Annotated in this window: 14 protein-coding genes and 1 tRNA gene; 5 read left to right on the plus strand and 10 right to left on the minus strand. The window is 61.9% G+C overall.

The features are described 5' to 3' along the window. Positions 1-14: 14 nt before the first annotated feature. From ACYQ8E_RS00485 to ACYQ8E_RS00510, 6 genes are all read right to left on the minus strand, one after another. Positions 15-674, minus strand: a complete 660-nt coding sequence (locus ACYQ8E_RS00485; protein ID WP_066726367.1) for a histidinol phosphate phosphatase domain-containing protein — start codon at positions 672-674, stop codon at positions 15-17. Then, positions 671-2,155: a DUF4388 domain-containing protein gene (locus ACYQ8E_RS00490; protein WP_066726364.1), complete on the minus strand. Its 1,485-nt coding sequence runs from the start codon at positions 2,153-2,155 to the stop codon at positions 671-673. The genes ACYQ8E_RS00485 and ACYQ8E_RS00490 overlap by 4 nt, the downstream gene beginning before the upstream one ends. Beyond that, a complete protein-coding gene (locus ACYQ8E_RS00495; RefSeq protein WP_066726360.1) occupies positions 2,155-4,047 on the minus strand; it encodes a response regulator in 1,893 nt (630 codons plus the stop codon). Before ACYQ8E_RS00495 ends, ACYQ8E_RS00490 begins: the two co-directional genes overlap by 1 nt. Before the next feature lie 58 nt (positions 4,048-4,105). Next, complete coding sequence (gene miaB, locus ACYQ8E_RS00500; RefSeq protein WP_066729726.1) at positions 4,106-5,437, minus strand: tRNA (N6-isopentenyl adenosine(37)-C2)-methylthiotransferase MiaB; 1,332 nt, start codon at positions 5,435-5,437, stop codon at positions 4,106-4,108. Between the two features lie 82 nt (positions 5,438-5,519). Next, positions 5,520-6,050, minus strand: a complete 531-nt coding sequence (locus tag ACYQ8E_RS00505) for a PH domain-containing protein (protein WP_066726357.1) — start codon at positions 6,048-6,050, stop codon at positions 5,520-5,522. After that, the gene (locus tag ACYQ8E_RS00510) at positions 6,047-7,345 is read right to left on the minus strand and encodes a M48 family metallopeptidase (protein WP_066726354.1); all 1,299 of its coding nucleotides are present in this window, start codon (positions 7,343-7,345) and stop codon (positions 6,047-6,049) included. Before ACYQ8E_RS00510 ends, ACYQ8E_RS00505 begins: the two co-directional genes overlap by 4 nt. Positions 7,346-7,564: 219 nt before the next feature. Here ACYQ8E_RS00510 and typA point away from each other — a divergent pair, with 219 nt between their 5' ends. From typA to ACYQ8E_RS00530, 4 genes are all read left to right on the plus strand, one after another. Continuing rightward, positions 7,565-9,376, plus strand: coding sequence for a translational GTPase TypA (gene typA / locus ACYQ8E_RS00515; protein WP_066726351.1), 1,812 nt, complete (start codon positions 7,565-7,567; stop codon positions 9,374-9,376). Between the two features lie 389 nt (positions 9,377-9,765). Further along, the gene (locus tag ACYQ8E_RS00520) at positions 9,766-9,936 is read left to right on the plus strand and encodes a hypothetical protein (RefSeq protein ID WP_157471822.1); all 171 of its coding nucleotides are present in this window, start codon (positions 9,766-9,768) and stop codon (positions 9,934-9,936) included. A 237-nt stretch (positions 9,937-10,173) separates the two neighbouring features. After that, on the plus strand, positions 10,174-10,725 hold the full coding sequence (amrA, locus tag ACYQ8E_RS00525; RefSeq protein WP_157471821.1) for an AmmeMemoRadiSam system protein A: 552 nt from the start codon (positions 10,174-10,176) through the stop codon (positions 10,723-10,725). Between the two features lie 88 nt (positions 10,726-10,813). Beyond that, on the plus strand, positions 10,814-11,833 hold the full coding sequence (locus ACYQ8E_RS00530; RefSeq protein WP_066722476.1) for an IS110 family RNA-guided transposase: 1,020 nt from the start codon (positions 10,814-10,816) through the stop codon (positions 11,831-11,833). Between the two features lie 501 nt (positions 11,834-12,334). Here ACYQ8E_RS00530 and ACYQ8E_RS00535 read toward each other — a convergent pair. Together ACYQ8E_RS00535 and ACYQ8E_RS00540 are read right to left on the minus strand one after the other, a co-directional pair. Beyond that, positions 12,335-12,820 carry a GspH/FimT family pseudopilin gene (locus tag ACYQ8E_RS00535; RefSeq protein ID WP_066726347.1) on the minus strand — a complete coding sequence of 162 codons (486 nt, stop codon included), beginning with the start codon at positions 12,818-12,820 and terminating at the stop codon, positions 12,335-12,337. 424 nt (positions 12,821-13,244) lie between these two features. After that, positions 13,245-13,329, minus strand: a tRNA-Leu gene (locus tag ACYQ8E_RS00540). 127 nt (positions 13,330-13,456) lie between these two features. Here ACYQ8E_RS00540 and ACYQ8E_RS00545 point away from each other — a divergent pair. Continuing rightward, positions 13,457-13,930, plus strand: coding sequence for an NUDIX domain-containing protein (locus ACYQ8E_RS00545; RefSeq protein ID WP_066726343.1), 474 nt, complete (start codon positions 13,457-13,459; stop codon positions 13,928-13,930). 1 nt (position 13,931) lies between these two features. Here the strand turns inward: ACYQ8E_RS00545 and ACYQ8E_RS00550 are convergent, their stop codons facing one another. Then, positions 13,932-14,753, minus strand: coding sequence for a menaquinone biosynthetic enzyme MqnA/MqnD family protein (locus tag ACYQ8E_RS00550; protein ID WP_066726340.1), 822 nt, complete (start codon positions 14,751-14,753; stop codon positions 13,932-13,934). Continuing rightward, the gene (locus ACYQ8E_RS00555) at positions 14,753-16,873 is read right to left on the minus strand and encodes a TolC family protein (protein ID WP_459859805.1); all 2,121 of its coding nucleotides are present in this window, start codon (positions 16,871-16,873) and stop codon (positions 14,753-14,755) included. Before ACYQ8E_RS00555 ends, ACYQ8E_RS00550 begins: the two co-directional genes overlap by 1 nt. Positions 16,874-16,890: the final 17 nt, after the last annotated feature.

Genomic DNA, 16,890 nt, shown 5'->3' on the forward strand with positions numbered 1-16,890 from the left:
TCATCACTCATCACTCATCGCCCATCACCGAGGGCCTTGGTCACCAGTTCCTCGCTGTTGCGCAGGCACTGCTCGACCTGCTCCTCGCTCAGGCCGGCGCCGCGCCCGACGGCGCGCATCATTCCCGGGGAGAGGAGATCGCCGGGGGCGTGGGCGTCGTTGTCGATGACCAGCTTGGCGCCGGCGGCGAGGGCGGCCCGAGCGACATGGCCGTTGGTGAGGCTGTGCCCCTTGCGGGTGGTGATTTCGAGGCAGATGCCACGCTCCGCCGCCAGTTGCGCCAGCTCCGCCTTGAGCAGCCCGGGGTGGGCGAGGATGTCGATGTCGGCGGCAAGGGCAGCCGCGTTGGTGCCGGCGGCGACCGGCTCGACGATCGTCTCGCCGTGGCAGATGACGATCCGGGCGCCGAGACGCCGCGCCTCGCGGGCGGCCGCTGCAATCTCCCCGGGGGGGATATGGGTCAACTCGATACCAGGGAGAACCGTCAGCCCCCAGGCGGCGCCGAGGTCGGCCGCGACCCGGACCAGGCGGGGGATAATCAGGTCGAGGTTCGACAGGTCGCCGTGATCGGTCATGGCCAGGGCCCGGTAGCCGGCTACCGCCGCACGGCGGGTCAATTCGGCTGGAATCAGTTCGCCATCGCTGAACAGGGTATGGGTGTGCAGGTCGATCATGCTACCTCCTCGGGAACGGGTTCCCCGGTGAAACGGGTGGCAAAAGAGGCCAGCAGGCGACGCACCCCCTGGCGGTCGTTGCGTTGCAGCAGATAGGTCCCTGCTGCCAACGGCGGGGCAAAGACGACCCGCGCCACCGGCAGGTGCAGCGATGCTTCGAAAAAGTCGATCGCCGTCGCCATCCCGGCGGGGTCACCCAGGGCGGCCACGCCGAACAGGCGCCGCCCGAAGGCGGTCCAAAGCGGCGCGGTAGCTGCCGTCGCCGGCAGGCAGAAGAGGCGCAGCGCGAAGCTCTCGCCGATGTTAAGCCGCCCGATATCGCCGAGGCCGAGGCGGTCGGCGCCGAGCAGAAACGCGCTCTCCGGTTCGAACTCGGGGAGGCCCTGCAGCGCCTGGGTAAACTGCCGGAGCTGCTCCGGCGCGGTCGCGAGCAAGACCAGTTTGCTCGATGCCGATTCGAGCAACAGCTCGGTGTCATTGAAAAAATCCTTGGCCGCCAGCACTTCCTCGGCGGTCAGCAACGGCAGCGGTGCTTCCCCCGCCGCCGCCTGCAGCTCTTCGACCAGCCCCTTTTCGAGCAGCACCTTCAGAACCTGCAGCACCTCGAAGTCGGGGCGCGGACAATGATCGAGCAGCTCTTCCACCCGCGGGTAGTACTCGAGGAGCATCAGCACTTCCTGGGTCGTCGGCCGCAGGCCATGTGGCAGGCGCTCCCGGGGAACCTTGAGTCCGAGCATCGCCTCCGGCTGCGGCAGGGCATCGCGCTGGGCATTCTCCTCGTCGTTCTGGCGCATCCCCTCCATCAGCAGGTGGTCGAGGGGGGTGGCGATGAGAGCCTCGACCTCCGGCGGTCCGGGGACGAACCAGAAGGTGCCGTTCTCCCAGCGCAACAGCCGGAAGAAAGCTTTCTCCCCGCCGACCCGGCCAACCCGGGCATTGATCACGCACCCCTCCAGGATAAAGACTGCGGCCCGTTCCTCGCCGCGGGCGAGGTGCAGGATTCCATCCTTGCGGTTGAGCCCGAACACCTGCAGCAGGTCGACCAGGGAGATCTGGTCGAGGCTGCCGGCAACCTCCTTCTCCTGGCGGCTGACCTGTTCGGTCCGTTCGCGGCGGCCAAAGAAGGTGGCGATGGTCAGCAGCAGCTGTTCGCGGTTGAAGGGGCGCAGCAGAAACTGGTCGCGGTGGCGCTGGAATCCCTCGATCTCCTCCCCCTCATGGCCGACGAAGAAGAAGGAGAGCCCTTCCGTGCGCGGGTTGGCCCGCAGGATCTGGGCCAGCCGCGCCGCCGGCAGCAGTGGAATATCGCTGTCGACGACCAGCAGCTGCGGGAAGAGCCGCAGCGCGAGTTCGAGGGCGCGGGCGCCGTCGTTGCAGGCATGCACCTGGCACCCCTGCTGGCGAAGGGACTCGACCAACCCCTGCAGGTCGTCACGCGCGCTGGCGAGAATAACGGTTTTGGTCACGATCGGCATCGGCATCAGATCTGCGCCTGGAGCTGGTATTGCTCCTGAAGTTTGGCCAGCATGTTTTCGACGAAATAGAAATCGGCGCTGTGGAAACCGATCAGCTCATTCCCCTGGCGGCGGGCGAAGAGGGCATAGGCGTAATCCTCGTTGAGGTAGAGGAGCACCACCGTCTTGCGGAAGGCCTCGTCCTCGATGAAGATCGGTACCAGCCGTTGGCTGTCCCAGGCGACCCGGCGCCGGCCGCCCAGCAGGTAGACACTGGTTGCCGTCTTTTCGAGTTGATCGGCATGCTGCAAACTGCGCCGGATCACCTCGAAGTCGCTGCAACTGCGGTAGATGACCCCGCGGGTCCGGCTCGATTCGATCGTCTCCTGGCAGAAGGCAAGCATGATCTCCTCAAGACGCGCTTCCGGCATCCGGAAATAACAGCTGCTCTGGCCGTCCTCAAACCCGGCCAGCGCCTTGCCGACCTGCAGTCCGCCCTCCTCCCTGCCGACCCGGTAGTCGGCCGGCTGACCGAGGAGCTGGTCGACAATCGTCCAGAGCGGCTGTTCCCGCCAGCGCGAACGCTGGAACAGGCTCCCCCGCAACCGTTCCAGGCGGCGGGTGACGACATGCTGCAGCTCCTCGAAACTCGCCCCGTCAGCCGGAAAGGCGGCCGAGCGCATCAGAACCTCGATCGGGTGGCTCTTTTTCATGTCGCTGAGGTTCAGCTTGCCGCGCAGCGCCTTGCGAATCCGCTTCTGGGTCACCAGCGAACCCCAGTAGTCGGTCTCGGGGAGCATAATCAGATACTCGTCCGGCTCCGCCAGCGCCATGATATCGGCATCCCGCAGCGCGGTATTGACCGTGGCGATCATCCCCTCCAGCGCCGCGCCCAGATCCTTGTCGAGGAAGCGCTCCTGCAGTTCGGGGTAGTTGGCAACGACCAGTTTTACCAGCGCCAGGCGCCGCCCGTAACGGCGCCCCTTGTGCAGCTCCTTGGCGATGTGATCGCGGAAAAAGGCCATGGTGTAGGCTTCGCCGCGCGGCACCCGCAGGCTGTCCTGCTCCAGGCGCCGGTACTGCAGCACATTGTAGAGAGCGCTGCCGGCAAACTCGGCGACCATGTCAGCGACCTTGAGGTCACGGCGATTGAACTGGTCACGGCTGGCCGGCGCTTCGACGCGGATCAGGCCGATCGGTTCGACGCCGCTGGTGAGGGGGACCCAGAGCGAACGATCCTCATCGGCGAGGCTGGCGTTGCCGAGGGCGAAGAGTCGGCGTTGCCCGGCATCGGGCTGCAGCGTCTCTTCCTCGGCCGCCACCCGGGCGAGGCCGCGCCGGCAGCGCAGACGATAGTGCTGGCCACCGTAGGCACGCAGCCAGAGAGCGGCGCCTTCGGCCCGCAACAGCTCCATCAGGGTATCGAGGATCACATCGCCGAGGCGATCGAGGTCATGGATCTTGAGAAAGGCGAGGCAGCGCCGATAGTAGGTCAGGGTGGCGTGGAATTCGAGGTTTTCGGCGAGGAGTTTGCGGTGCTCCAGCCCCTGGCTCTGGCGGAAGAGGACCTTGTTGACGACGAGGAGGAAAGCCTCGGGGTGGATCGGTTTGAGGAGGTATTCGGAGACGCCGCGCTTCATCGCCTCCACTGCCAGCGTCACTTCCTGCTGGCCGGTTACCACCATGATCTCCTGGTCGGGGTTGAAGCGACGGATCGCCTCGGTGATCACCAGCCCGTCCATCCCCTCCATGTGCATGTCGGTGATCACCAGGTCGAATTCCTCGCTGCGCAGGCAGTCGAGGGCCTCCCGGCCGCTGGCGGCGAGACGGACGTAGTACCCCTCTCCCTTGAGCAGGTCGCGGTAGAGGGTGCGAAAAAACTCTTCGTGATCGATGGCGAGGATGCGGCCCTTGGCCATGGAAAATCCGTCGGGCTGGAGGTTCAGAGCACAGGATACAGGAATCAGGCTTTCGGCGTCACGCCGGGGCTACGGCCAGCTCGCCGAGCTGGGAGTTTTTATAGGAGCGGGTCACCCGCACCTCTAGGGTGCGCCCGATTAGCTCGGCCGGCCCCGGGAAGTTGACGATGCGGTTCCAGCTGGTGCGGCCAAAGAGCTGGCCGTCCCCCTGACGACTCTCTCCCTCCACCAGGACCGGCAGGATGCGGCCGACGTCCTGCTGCCAGGTCGCCTTGCTGATACCGGCCTGCAGGGCAAGCAGGCGCTCGAAGCGTTCCTGCCGCCGCGCGGCCGGGAGATCGTCGCTCAGCCCGGCGGCGGCGGTTCCGGGGCGGGACGAGTAGAGAAAGGCATAGAGGTCGGCAAAGCGCACCTGTTCCACCAGGTCGAGGGTCGCGGCAAAGTCGGCGTCACTCTCCCCGGGGAAACCGACGATGATATCGGAGGTGAGGCGGATCTCCGGGCAGCTTGCCTTGAGCCGGGCGACCTTGTCGAGGTAGTCGCCGCGATCGTAGCCCCGGTTCATCGCCTGCAGGATCGGATCGGAGCCGCTCTGTACCGGCAGGTGAAAATGCTTGCAGAGCTTGGGGAGGGTGCCAAAGGCGGCAATCAGCTCATCGGAGAGGTCTTTTGGATGAGAGGTGGTAAAGCGGATTCGCTCGACACCGTCGATGCCATGCACCGCTTCGAGAAGCTCGCTAAAGGAGAGTTCGCCCGCTTCCCGATTGCCGTAGGAGTTGACGTTCTGCCCGATCAGGGTCACCTCGCGGACGCCGCCGGCGGCGAGATCGCGGATCTCGGCGAGAATCTCGCCGCTGGGGCGGCTGACCTCGCGCCCGCGGACGTGGGGGACGATGCAGTAGGAACAGAAGTTGTCACACCCCTGCATCACCGTCACAAAGCGGCAGATCGCCGCGCCGCCGCGCCGCTGCGGAAAGAGCTGCAGCCGGGTTTCGCGGTCGAGGAATTCGGTCTCCTGGTAGCGCACCCGCTGCGCTTCCACCCGTTGCACCATCTCCGGCAGTTTGTGCACGTTGTGCGTCCCGAAGACGATGTCGAGAAAGGGGAGCTTCTCAAGGAGCCGTTCCCCTTCCTGCTGGGCGACGCAGCCGCCGACGCCGAGGATCAGGGTCGGGTTCTGCTGCTTGAGGGGCTTGAAGCGACCGAGGTGGCCGTAGACCTTGCGTTCGGCCTTGTCGCGAATCGAACAGGTGTTGAGCAGGATGAGGTCGGCCGCGGGGGGATCGTCCACCTGGGAATAGCCGGCGTCCCGGAGCAGATCAACGATCCGCTCCGAGTCCACGACGTTCATCTGGCAACCGAAGGTTTCGAGATAAAAGCGTTTTTGCATGGTGGGCAAGGGCAATTCTCCGGCACGATGGAAGTGCCGGAATGGTACCCAATCGGCAGGGGTAAAGTCAATTAAAAGCCGGTCAGCCGCCGCTGCGCAGCAGGCACTCGCCGGCAGTGCGGACCAGCGCCGCTTCGAGCAGGTCGGCGACCGTACGGGGATACTCGACGCAGCAGAGCGTGAGGCGTTTTTCATCCGCCCGGTCGCGGATTCGCAGGGTGCCGAGCTCCTTCCCCTGGGGGCGCAGCTGGAGCCAGCCGAGCTCCGCCAGCGGGAGCTCTTCGAGGCGCCGGCCGCGCAGCCCGCGTCGCACCAGGATGCGACGGTCGGTTACTGCATAAAAAACCTGCTCCCATTCGAGGCGGGCCAGCAGCAGTTGCCCCAGGGAGAGCGCGAGGCCGGTGAGCAGAAACGGGATGGGGAGGAGCGGCAGCCAGGGCCAATGGTAAACGGCGGCGAGCTGGACCGCGATCGTCAGCCAGTAGAGGCTGAGAAAAAGGAGCAACACGCCGAAGAGGGCGTGGCGCCAGTTGCGAAAGGTGTAACACCGCGGTGCCGGCCGTCCTTCCCATACCAGCACCTCGTCCGGACTAAGCAGCTGCTCCCAGTTCACGGTTTCCCCTGCAGGGCGGTCACCCGGGTGGCGACGGCCTGACCGAGTTTTCCCTGGGGGTCGGCCTTGGCCACCTCCTGGTAGAGGGCGAGAGCCTTTTGCGCCTGGCCGCTCTGGTCATACCCCTCGGCGAGGAGATAGGCGCCCTGCAGGGATGGCATCAGTTTCAGACTCTGCTCCAGCTCCGGCAACGCCTGGGATACCTGCTTGAGCTGCAGATAGGTGTAACCGAGGCCGAGACGGGAATAGTAATAGTTGCCGTCGAGTCGCACCGCCCTGGCGAGATTCATGCGCGCCGAGTTGAGATCGTCTGCGTCGAGGTAGGCCATCCCCAGACCGGTCAGGATCAAGGCCTCGTCCGGAGCCTTGGCGGCAGCCTGAAGATAAGTCGCGATCGCCTTGCCGGTCTGCCCCTGCGCCTGCTGCTCCCGAGCCTGATCATAGAGGGCGTAGCCCTCCTGGCTCTTTTTAAGACCGGCAATCGCCTGCTGGAAGGACTCGCTGGCGATTCGGGCGTTACGCCCCGGGGTCGGATAGGTGGTGGCAATATACTGCTGGTTGGCGATGAGCCGTTCCTTGGAGAAGGGATGGGTGCGGAAGAGCCCGGAGAGCCATTGCGGCTCGCCCCCCCCCTCGAGCTTGCGATAGAAGAAGTCCTGAACCTGAACCGCACCGACCGGGTTGTAGCCCGCCTTGACCATGTAATCGATGCCGAGGGTGTCGGCGGCGCGTTCCTGGTCGCGGCTGTAGGACTTGTCGAGCAGCCCGGCGGCCAGAGATCCGGCCTGCTGCGCCAGCGGCCCGTAACCGCTCTGGTCGGTGGCACCCGACAACAGGCCGAGACCGAGATTGAGCAGCATCCCCCGTTGCATCCCCTGTACCGAGTCACGGGCGTTGACATGCCCGACCTCGTGGCCAAGAATTGCGGCGAGCTGGGCCTCGTTATCCATATTGACCAAGAGCCCCCGGGTGATGGCAATCTTGCCGCCGGGGAGAGCGAAGGCGTTGGGCGAGGAGTCATTGACCACGGTAAAGCTGTAGGGTAGCCCGGGGCGCTGGCTGACCCGCGCCACGGAAAGGCCGACCCGGTTGACATAGGCCTGCAGCTGCGGGTCGTTGACCTCCCCCCCCATGGTCTGGGTGGCCTGGGGAAAAGCCTTCTCGCCCAGGGCGATCTCTTCCTGGTCGGAGACCTGCATCAGGGCGAGTTCGGAACGCCCGGTCACCGGGTTGACGGCGCAGCCGCCGGCCAGCAGCAGCAGAACGGCAAGACCGGACAGAAATATTCTGGACATGGGCAACCTCCTCGACAGGCGGACAGATGAGAGCGGCGCGGGACGGCGGTCAGCTAGCATCATCTTAATGACCTCTATCCCCTTTGGCAAGACGGTAGCTGGAACGTCCGCCCGGCGCGAAAATTTATTTCTGGCTTTTTCCGGCGCGCTTCTCTATATTTGATGGGTTTTGCAGAAACCGCCAGTTACCGGCGCCACCGCCAAGGAGTTCACAGGATCATGCCGCAGAATATCCGTAACATCGCCATCATCGCCCACGTCGACCACGGCAAGACCACCCTGGTCGACGCCATGCTCAAACAGTCCGGGGTCTTTCGCGAAAACCAGGTCATCACCGAGCGGGTGATGGACAGCAACGATCTGGAGAAAGAACGGGGCATTACCATCCTTTCCAAAAATCTCTCGATTCACCACGGCGGGCTCAAGATCAATATCGTCGATACCCCCGGGCACGCCGACTTCGGCGGCGAAGTTGAACGGGTGCTGAAGATGGTCGACTCGGTGCTGCTGCTCGTCGATGCCTTCGACGGGCCGATGCCGCAGACCCGCTTCGTTCTCAAAAAATCCCTCGATCTCGGCATCAAGCCGATCGTCGTCATCAACAAGATCGATCGCCCCGGTGCCCGGCCTGCTTACGCCCTTGACCAGGTCTTCGACCTCTTCTGCGAACTCAACGCCAACGAGGAACAGCTCGACTTCCCGGTCGTCTATGCCAGCGCCAAGCAGGGGATTGCCAAGCGCGAACTCGACCAGGAATCGACCAATCTCGAGCCCCTTTTCACGATGATTGCCGAACGGGTGGCGCCGCCGGTGGCCGACCCGGATGCTTCCCTGCAGCTCCTCGTCGCCAGCATCGCCTACAACGACTACCTCGGCCGTCTCGCCACCGGACGGATTACCAACGGCAGGGTCCGCGCCGGCGAGACCGTCGCCCTGATCAACCGCGACGGTTCCATCAAGCGCGGCCGCGTTTCCAAGCTCCTCGGCTACGAGGGGCTTAAGCAGGTCGAAATGACCGAGGCGGTGGCCGGCGATATCGTCACTATTGCCGGCTTCGATGAAGTCGGCATCGGCGAAACCATCGCCGCCGCCGACAACCCGGTGGCGCTCCCCTACGTCGCCATCGACGAGCCAACCCTGTCGATGAACTTCATGGTCAACACCTCTCCCTTTGCCGGTCGGGAAGGAAAATACGTCACCAGCCGCAACATCCGCGAACGGCTGATGCGCGAGTTGCGCACCAACATCTCGTTGCGGGTCGAGGACACCGCCAATACCGACACCTTCAAGGTTTCCGGGCGCGGCGAGTTGCACCTGTCGATCCTGATCGAGAATATGCGCCGCGAAGGGTATGAACTGGCCGTCTCCAAACCCGAGGTGATCTACCGCGAAGTTGACGGCGTGCGCTGCGAGCCGATGGAGTACCTCGTCATCGACGTCCCCGAGGAGTACCAGGGGACGGTCATCGAAAAGCTCGGCCAGCGCAAGGCAGAGATGGTTTCCATGCATCCAATGGACGGCATCAACCGCCTCGAATTCGTCATTCCGGCCCGCGGCCTGATCGGCTTTCGCACCGAGTTCCTCACCGACACCCGCGGCACCGGGGTGATGACCCACACCTTCCACGAGTATGCACCCTACCGCGGCCCGATCCCGCAACGCAAAAACGGAGTATTGATCGCCATGGACTCGGGGGAGACCGTCGCCTACGCTCTCTGGAACCTGCAGGATCGCGGCACCCTCTTCGTCGCCCCCGGCACCGAGGTCTACGAGGGGATGATCATTGGCCAGCATGCCAAGGAGAACGACCTGGTCGTCAACTCCTGCCGCGAAAAGAAACTGACCAACGTTCGCGCCTCCGGTTCGGATGAGGCGGTCCGCCTGATACCGCCGCGGCTGCTCACCCTGGAGCAGGCCCTCGAATATATCTCCGAGGACGAGCTGGTGGAGGCGACGCCAAAATCGATCCGCCTGCGGAAGAAGTACCTCGACGCCAATGAGCGCAAGCGCAGCGAAAAACAGTTCAAATAAGACCTCCAAAATGGATTCGTCACTACCTTCAGGCCCCGGCAACGGGGCCTTTTTTTATGCCGACCCAAGTCGATTTGACGACGAACCTCGATTTGGTCCTCCAATGGCGAATGGTTCGTCGGCCAATCCATGGAAGTTTGCCAAAAACCGGTTTATTTGAAATTTTTAGTAAAATTTACAACCACTTGTCGGGCTGTACCTCGCGCCCCACTCTGGCGACAGGTCTGACAATCAACAAACGGTATACACTACAAAACAAGAAGTGCTCTAACTTATTGTATTTAAATATTTTTTTCGATTTTATCCTTGCATTTTCGGGGCGAACGGAGTTATCCTCACACAGAATTTGGGAATAAAAACCAGATACATCATAACCAAGGAGAACAGGCATGGAATGCCCCATCTGCAAAAACAGCCACCACGTCGAGATCGACACCCATTCCGACGGATTCGCAGAAAACCTCCAGGAATGCGGTCTTTGTGGCGCGCTGTGGACCATCGAGAATAGCAAGAACGTTCTGATTCACGGTTCCACCCTCCCCTGCGCCGCCAACAGCTGAATCCCCGGCCGGGGTCTCGGTCCATAAGCCGGGATTGGCCACGCAAGCTCGTTATCCATGGACGCCGCCGCCACCGAAGCAGAACCTTCGGCCGGCGCGGCGTCCTTTTGTATTCCCGGCCGGCCCACCCAGCCCTTCCCCGGACCGTCTAAATCCCTTGAAAATGACCGCGATTCTTACTATATTGTCTGCCAATTACCTGGGGATCCCTGACGGATGGAATTTTCTGGAGGTTTTGTGAAAACTGCGCTTAACGACAAGGAACAGGCGACCCTGCTGGCCATTGCGCGCAAATCGATCGAGTCCTGGGTTCGCAATGGAACGGTTTACATCGAACCCCGGGAAGAGAAAGTCCTGAACAAGCGAAGTGGCTGTTTTGTCACCATCAAGCAGAACGGCGAACTCCGGGGTTGCATCGGGAATTTCCAGTCCGAACTCCCCCTGTTTCGGGAAGTGGCCGAGATTGCCGCAGCGTCGGCGAGCAAGGATCCGCGCTTCTACCCGATCCGGGAGGAGGACCTCGGCAATTTCAGTCTCGAGATCTCCGTCCTATCGCCGCTGCAGAAAATTGAAGACGTCGGAGAAATCGAGGTCGGCAAGCACGGGATATACCTCGAAAAAGGCTTTTACCGGGGTGTTCTGCTCCCCCAGGTCGCTACCGAGCACGGCTGGGACCGGGAGACCTTTCTCAAGCAGACCTGTGTCAAGGCCGGGCTACCGACCGATGCCTGGAAGTCGGAGGACACTGAAATCTACATATTCAGCGCCGATGTCTTTGGTGAAGCCTGATAATCCTCTAAAAGGCACCTCCTACGCTACCAGGCCGATCCTGGTACGCTAGGAACAACAAACAACTCCCTATTTTAGGAGGTGCCTTATGAAACTCTACTCTGGTTTCGACCTGCACTCAAATAACAACTATCTTGGAATCATTGACCAGAACGGAAAGAGGATTTTCAAAAAGAAGCTGGACAACGACCCGAAGCAGATTTTACAAACCCTCCAGCCGTTTCGGCCCGACTTGATGGGCGCCGTTGTTGAATCGACCTACAACTGGTACTGGCTGGTGGATCTGTTGATGGACGAAGGATATCGAGTTCATTTGGCCAATCCTGCGGCCATTCAAACCTACAAGGGGTTGAAGCATGTCGACGATGTCCACGATTCTTTTTGGTTGGCCGAGATGCTGCGCTTGAACATTCTGCCGGAAGGCTACATCTATCCGAAGGAAATGCGTCCGGTACGCGACCTGTTGCGAAAACGCGGACATCTGATACGCCTTCGGACTTCGCTGATCATCAGCTTGCAGAACATCGTCACCCGCAATTGCGGCGTTCGACTCAAGGCGAACGAGATCAAACGATTCCGAGGTGACCGTATCGGTCCCCTGCTCGCCGAAAACGAGGATTTGGCCCTGGCCGGAGCGGTCAGCAAGGAGAGTATCGACTTTCTTACCCGGCAGATTCGGCAGATCGAGGCGGTTGTCGAAGGTAAAATCGATCTCGACGGCCCCTATCGCTATCTTCTGTCCCTTCCCGGCGTCGGCAAGATTCTGGGCTTGACCATCCGGCTGGAAACCGGGTGCATCGAACGCTTTGCCAAGGTCGGAAATTACGCCTCGTATTGCCGCAAGGTCTCCAGTCGCTGGACCAGCAACGGCAAGGCCAAAGGACGGGGCAACGAAAAGAACGGCAATAAATACCTGGCCTGGGCCTTTTCCGAAGCGGCCGAACTCGCCCGTCGTTTTGATCCGAAAGCGCGGGCGTTCTATCAACGCAAGCTCGCAAAGTGTCCGGTCATGGTGGCCCACGGCGCCCTGGCCCACAAGCTGACCCGGGCGGCGTTCTTCGTTATGCGCGACCAAGTGCCGTTTATGCCGGAAAAACTGTTTCCCTGATAGAACTGGCTGGGGCGGGGAACCAGCTATGGGGTTGGCCCAACCAAAAGGCCTGATTGGTCAACCGCCCCACCCAGACAGATAAGGTTATCCGCATCTTGACTGCCCATGCCGCGAGCCACAACGGGGCTGGTTCACAACCAAAAGACCTGTCAACATCCATTGGACACGGCATGGAACCGAAAATTTTCTGGACCGCGAAAAGCGGCAGGGGCCATCGGCGAACGGAACATCTGCCGATCGAGCCTTAAACCTGATGGGTGACTGTTGCAGCCAAGAGCTGACACGGAAACGGAACGAAATACCGGCATACGTCGAGAAGCAGACAACCTTCGTGGCCGAAGGCCACGAGTAAAGGCGAGAAAATCAAAAATCTTGCGCGGGAGTTTTTTACCCTATTGACCGGCGCCTTTTAATGGGTGACGCCGAAAAAGAAATCACTCAAACCACACGGAGCCGCCCCCAGGGGATCGGCTCCGTTTTTCATTTCTCCCCTCCCCTTCAGCGCACCGTCGGCCGGCCGCAAATCGAGGAGGAGACTCCGACCCTGAAGTGGCAATTCGCGGGCGCCGCCGCCTCGACGACACAGACATAACCGGTCTGGGATGTCCCGTTGGGATTGAATTCGAGATTGCTGTCCGCTTCGCTGTTACACGCCAGGTTTTTCATGAGTGCAACATCTTCCGGCAAGGCAATCCAATCGACGACGACGGTCGCAAAACTGGTACTGCGGGAGGAGCGGTTTCCCTCGGTAAGGCGGTAGCGGCGGTTTGCCAGCTCAAATTCAACGCGCTGTTCCAGGTTTCGACTGATCGCCCGGGTCCTCGCTTCACGCAGCAACTGGACGATCTCCGAGGCCACCTTCCGGTACTGGGCCTGCCCCCGCCATCGGGAAAAGCTGGGCAGGGCGACCAGCGCCATCGTTGCCACGACCCCGACAACAGTCAGCAATTCCATCAAGGTTACCCCTCGCTCCGAACGCACCATGCGTTTCCTCCTTTGCATCCTCCCCCCCCGGGGAAATCAATGGCTGTGACGACTGTCTCCTTTTATTGACGCAATGAGCTTCAAGACCACCTCCCGGGGCACAATAACCACGCAAAACGGCCCAGGTCAGCAGGTTGGGAGAAACGAAGAGAGGGGGAACAAAAGGACGGAACGGAAAGACCGGGAGTTTTTACCCCGGCAAAAAGTGATGACCGCAACGGAACCAAAGAAAACGGCGGCCCGAAACGGTCACGAACATGGAAGCCCCCCTCCATTTTCGAACAGCAGGCTGAAACCCGCCGCGCCGGCTAAAAAATACAAAGCAGTAGCAGGCTTGTCAAGCGCGGCACAATGATTTGTGCCTGCACGACAAAGACATGTCAAAAAACAACCGGTCCATAAAGAACCGGTTGGGAGAACAATTTGGTGCCCGGGACGGGAATCGAACCCGTACGGCCAAAGCCGAGGGATTTTAAGTCCCTTGCGTCTGCCAGTTCCGCCACCCGGGCAAGCAGGGGCTATTAATAGACGATTTCTTCACGGGGTGTCAACGGGAAAGGCTGTAAATCCCTGGCCCGGAGAGATAAACTGTCAATCGCAAGCAACCACGATTTCCCAGCCGGCCAGGAGATATTTATGCAGCAGGCGATTCCCTGCCCCAAGTGTGGCGCCACCGTCCAGACCTACCGCAACCCGATCCCGACCGTGGATATCATTATCCACCAGAAGGGCGGGATCGTCCTTATCGAACGCCGCAATGAGCCTGTGGGCTGGGCCCTGCCCGGCGGGTTTGTCGACTATGGCGAGAGCCTTGAGGCGGCGGCCCTGCGGGAGGCCCGGGAGGAGACCGGACTGGAGCTTTCGGAACTACGCCAGTTTCGGGCCTACTCCGACCCGGCGCGTGATCCGCGCCAGCACAACATCTCCATCGTCTTCACCGCCACCGGAACGGGACAGCTGGCTGCAGGCGATGACGCAGCCGGCGCCCGAATCTTCCCCCTCGATGCCCTCCCTGCCCCACTCTGTTTCGACCACGCCCAGATACTCAACGACTACCAACGGTCCCTGGGAGCAGATCGCATCGCCGGAATTCCCGGGGAGAGTTGCTGAATCAGGAGAAAAACTGGAATTCGGGGATCCCCCCGAGCAGGTCGTGGCGCTGGCAGAGAGCCCAGAAGTGCTTCAGCCCGGCGAGATGGTCGGAGGTCAGATCGTAGTTCATGGTCTGCCAGTAGGAGACCAGTTCCGGTTCCGGATACCAGCTGCGTTCGGGGCTCGCCGCGGCGAGTTGATCGAGGGCGGCAAAGGCCTTCTCGCGTGCAGCTCCGAGCTGTTTTAAAAGTGTCCGCACCTGGTCCGGATGGGCTTCGGCAGCCTCGCGGCGCAGAATCCAGAGGGCAAAGACGAAGGGGAGAGCGGTGAATCGGTACCAGAGCTCGCCGAGATCGTAGCAGTAGCGCCAGGAGTGCGGGGAGCGTCCCAGGCGCAGGGCCCGGTCGCCGATGAGCAGGGCGGTTTCCCCCCCGGCGGCCAGCGTCTCGACCTCCCCTTCCGGGACCCGGAACCGGCAGTGGCGGTGGTGCAAAAACTCCAGCAACAAGACCTTGAGCAGGTTGATGGAAGTTGCCGACTCTCCGGTCAGGTAGATGGTCGAGTGATCAAGATCTTCGAGCCGTCGCGAGGAGAAGAGGAGGACACTGCGCACCGGGCCGAAGGAACTGATCGACTGCCCGGGCAGCAGCAGGTAATCTTGCCAGTTGCGGGCATATTCAAAGGAGGAGGAGGGGCTGACGTCGATGGCGCCCGCGGCCAGCAACGCGTTGAGTTGCGCCGGCACCCCGGGGACGATCTCACCGTCAAAACCGCTGGCGGCGAGATGGTGGAAAAAGGGGGCACAGTTGGCATAAGTAATGTGACCGACCCGCAAGGTCATCAGTTCTGCATCTGCATCAACCGGGCATCGCTCTTAGGATCGAGGTTGCCGGTAAAATAGACCCCTTCATGTTCCAGCAGCTCCCCGGTCACGCGCAGATATTGGGTGACCGCCTTGTTGTAGTCGGCCCGCGCAGTAATCTCGGAGGTACGGGCCAGCGCCAAATCATCTTCCCCCTGGAGAACGTCCCGGGTGGTGGCGAGTCCGACCTCCTTGCGCTTGAGCAGGGTGCGCAGCTTCTCCTCGGCCAGCTCCCGGCCCCGGGCACTGACTTCTATCTTCTTGCGATTGACGTCAAGCGAACGGATCGCGGTCCGGATTTCGTTCCGCACCTCCTCGTGCAGCTGGGCCAGGCGCGCCTGGAGACTCTTGAGCCGCACCCGGTTACGCAATACCTCGTTATCTGCCGCGCGATTACCGAGCGGATAGGAGAGGGTCACGCCGACCTGCCAGTTGGGGAAGCGGTCGGAGCTGACATCCTCCCAATCGTCACTGTAACTCTGGCCCAGCCCCTTGTGAGAATAGGCCGCCGAAAGATCGAGCCCCGGCAGCCGCTGGTTGCCAGCGACCTCCTGCTCGATCTGCAATCGTTCCATATCCCGCAACCGCTTCTGGATATCGGGCCGGCCCGCCAGGGCCGCTTGAAAGCCCGTTTCGAGATCGGTCGCAAGCTCGGGAACTTCGAGCAGTTCGTCCCCGGCCCGGACCGGCTCCTGGCTGTTGAGCAGCAGCGCCAGGTTATCGAGGGCGTCCTGCTGTTGCCGTTGTGCATCGAGGAGATCGCGCTCCCGCTGCTTGACGCCAACCTCAGCCTCGAGGATATCGATCGGCGCCATCACTCCGGCGTTGACCCGGGCGCGATTCTCCTTCAAAACCCGCTGCGCCAGTTCCAGGGAGGTCTGCCGGTAGGTGAGTTCATCGCGACTGCGCAGAACCTCGTAGTAGGCATCGCGTACCCCGGCAAGAACGGTGAAGGCCTGGTTGCGAAGGTCTTCCAGGGAGCGCTGGCGGTCCTTGACGGCGAAGAGGATGGCCTGCTCGGTGACGGTCCGGCCGAAGTTTTTGAGCAGTGGCTGGGTCAGGCTGAGTTTGAGTTCGCTGGCGTAATTGGGGTTATAGAGGACCCCGGGGGCAAAATCGTAGCTGGTGCGCTGGTTGGTGAAATCGAGACCGAGCTTGCCGCCGGTTACAATCTGCTGGCTTACCCCGGCGTCGTAGATGCGGTAGTCGGTATTGCTCTGGGAAACGGTGCTCAACTGGTTCAACCGTTGCTGGTTTTTCCCTCGGGCCAGGGTCAGGCTGAAGAGCGGATCGTAGATGCCATACCCTTTGCGTTCGGCGGCAACCCCAGCCAGCAGATCATAGCCCTGAGCCTTGAGGCTGAGGTTCTGTTCCAGGGCGAGACGTTCGGCCTGGCGCAGGGTCACCTGTTGCGCGGATGGAGCGACAGCGGGGAAGGGTTCAGCGTCCCCCGGCGCTACATCTGCCGCGGCAGCTGCAGCCATCTCCTGGTCGCTGCTTTCCGCATTCAGAATTGCGGCGATGGGATCGCTGCTGGTTACATCTTCGCCGCCCTCGAGGGCACCCTGCGGCGCGGCCGGAAGGGTTTCCGGTGCAGCCGGCTCGACAGCAGCAACAGCCGCAGGTGCGGCGGGAGCCCGTCCGTGGGTGACAAACGCAGCGATCCCCAGTTTGGCCAGTAGCTCACGCCCCGACTTCTCAACGGTCATCCCGGTCAGGATCTGCCGCAGGCGTTCAGCCCGTGCCGGGTCCAGGTCCTGGCGCGCAACCAGTGGCCAGCTGCCGGCCTGTCCCGCCGGCAACGCCTCGACCACGACCGGGTAGGCCCAGGGACGGGACTTGACCAGGGCCGGTTCGACAAAACCGAGATCGACCTCGCCGAAGCGATTCATCCAGGCGTCGAGGGTTGCCTGGTCGGCAAATTCATGGATAGTGGTCTTTTCTCCGAGTTGCCGGGAGAGGTAGTCAGCAAACTGTTCAAGTTGCGCCCCCTTCGGCAGGCTGCTCCCCGGTACCGGCGCCGTACCGATGGTCAAAGCAAGTCCGGGAGTGGGAAGGAGCAGGAGAATCAGCAACAGCAAGTGATGTTTAAAGTTCATGATAGGACCGTAACTGG

It is taken from the genome of Desulfuromonas carbonis (assembly GCF_054658035.1).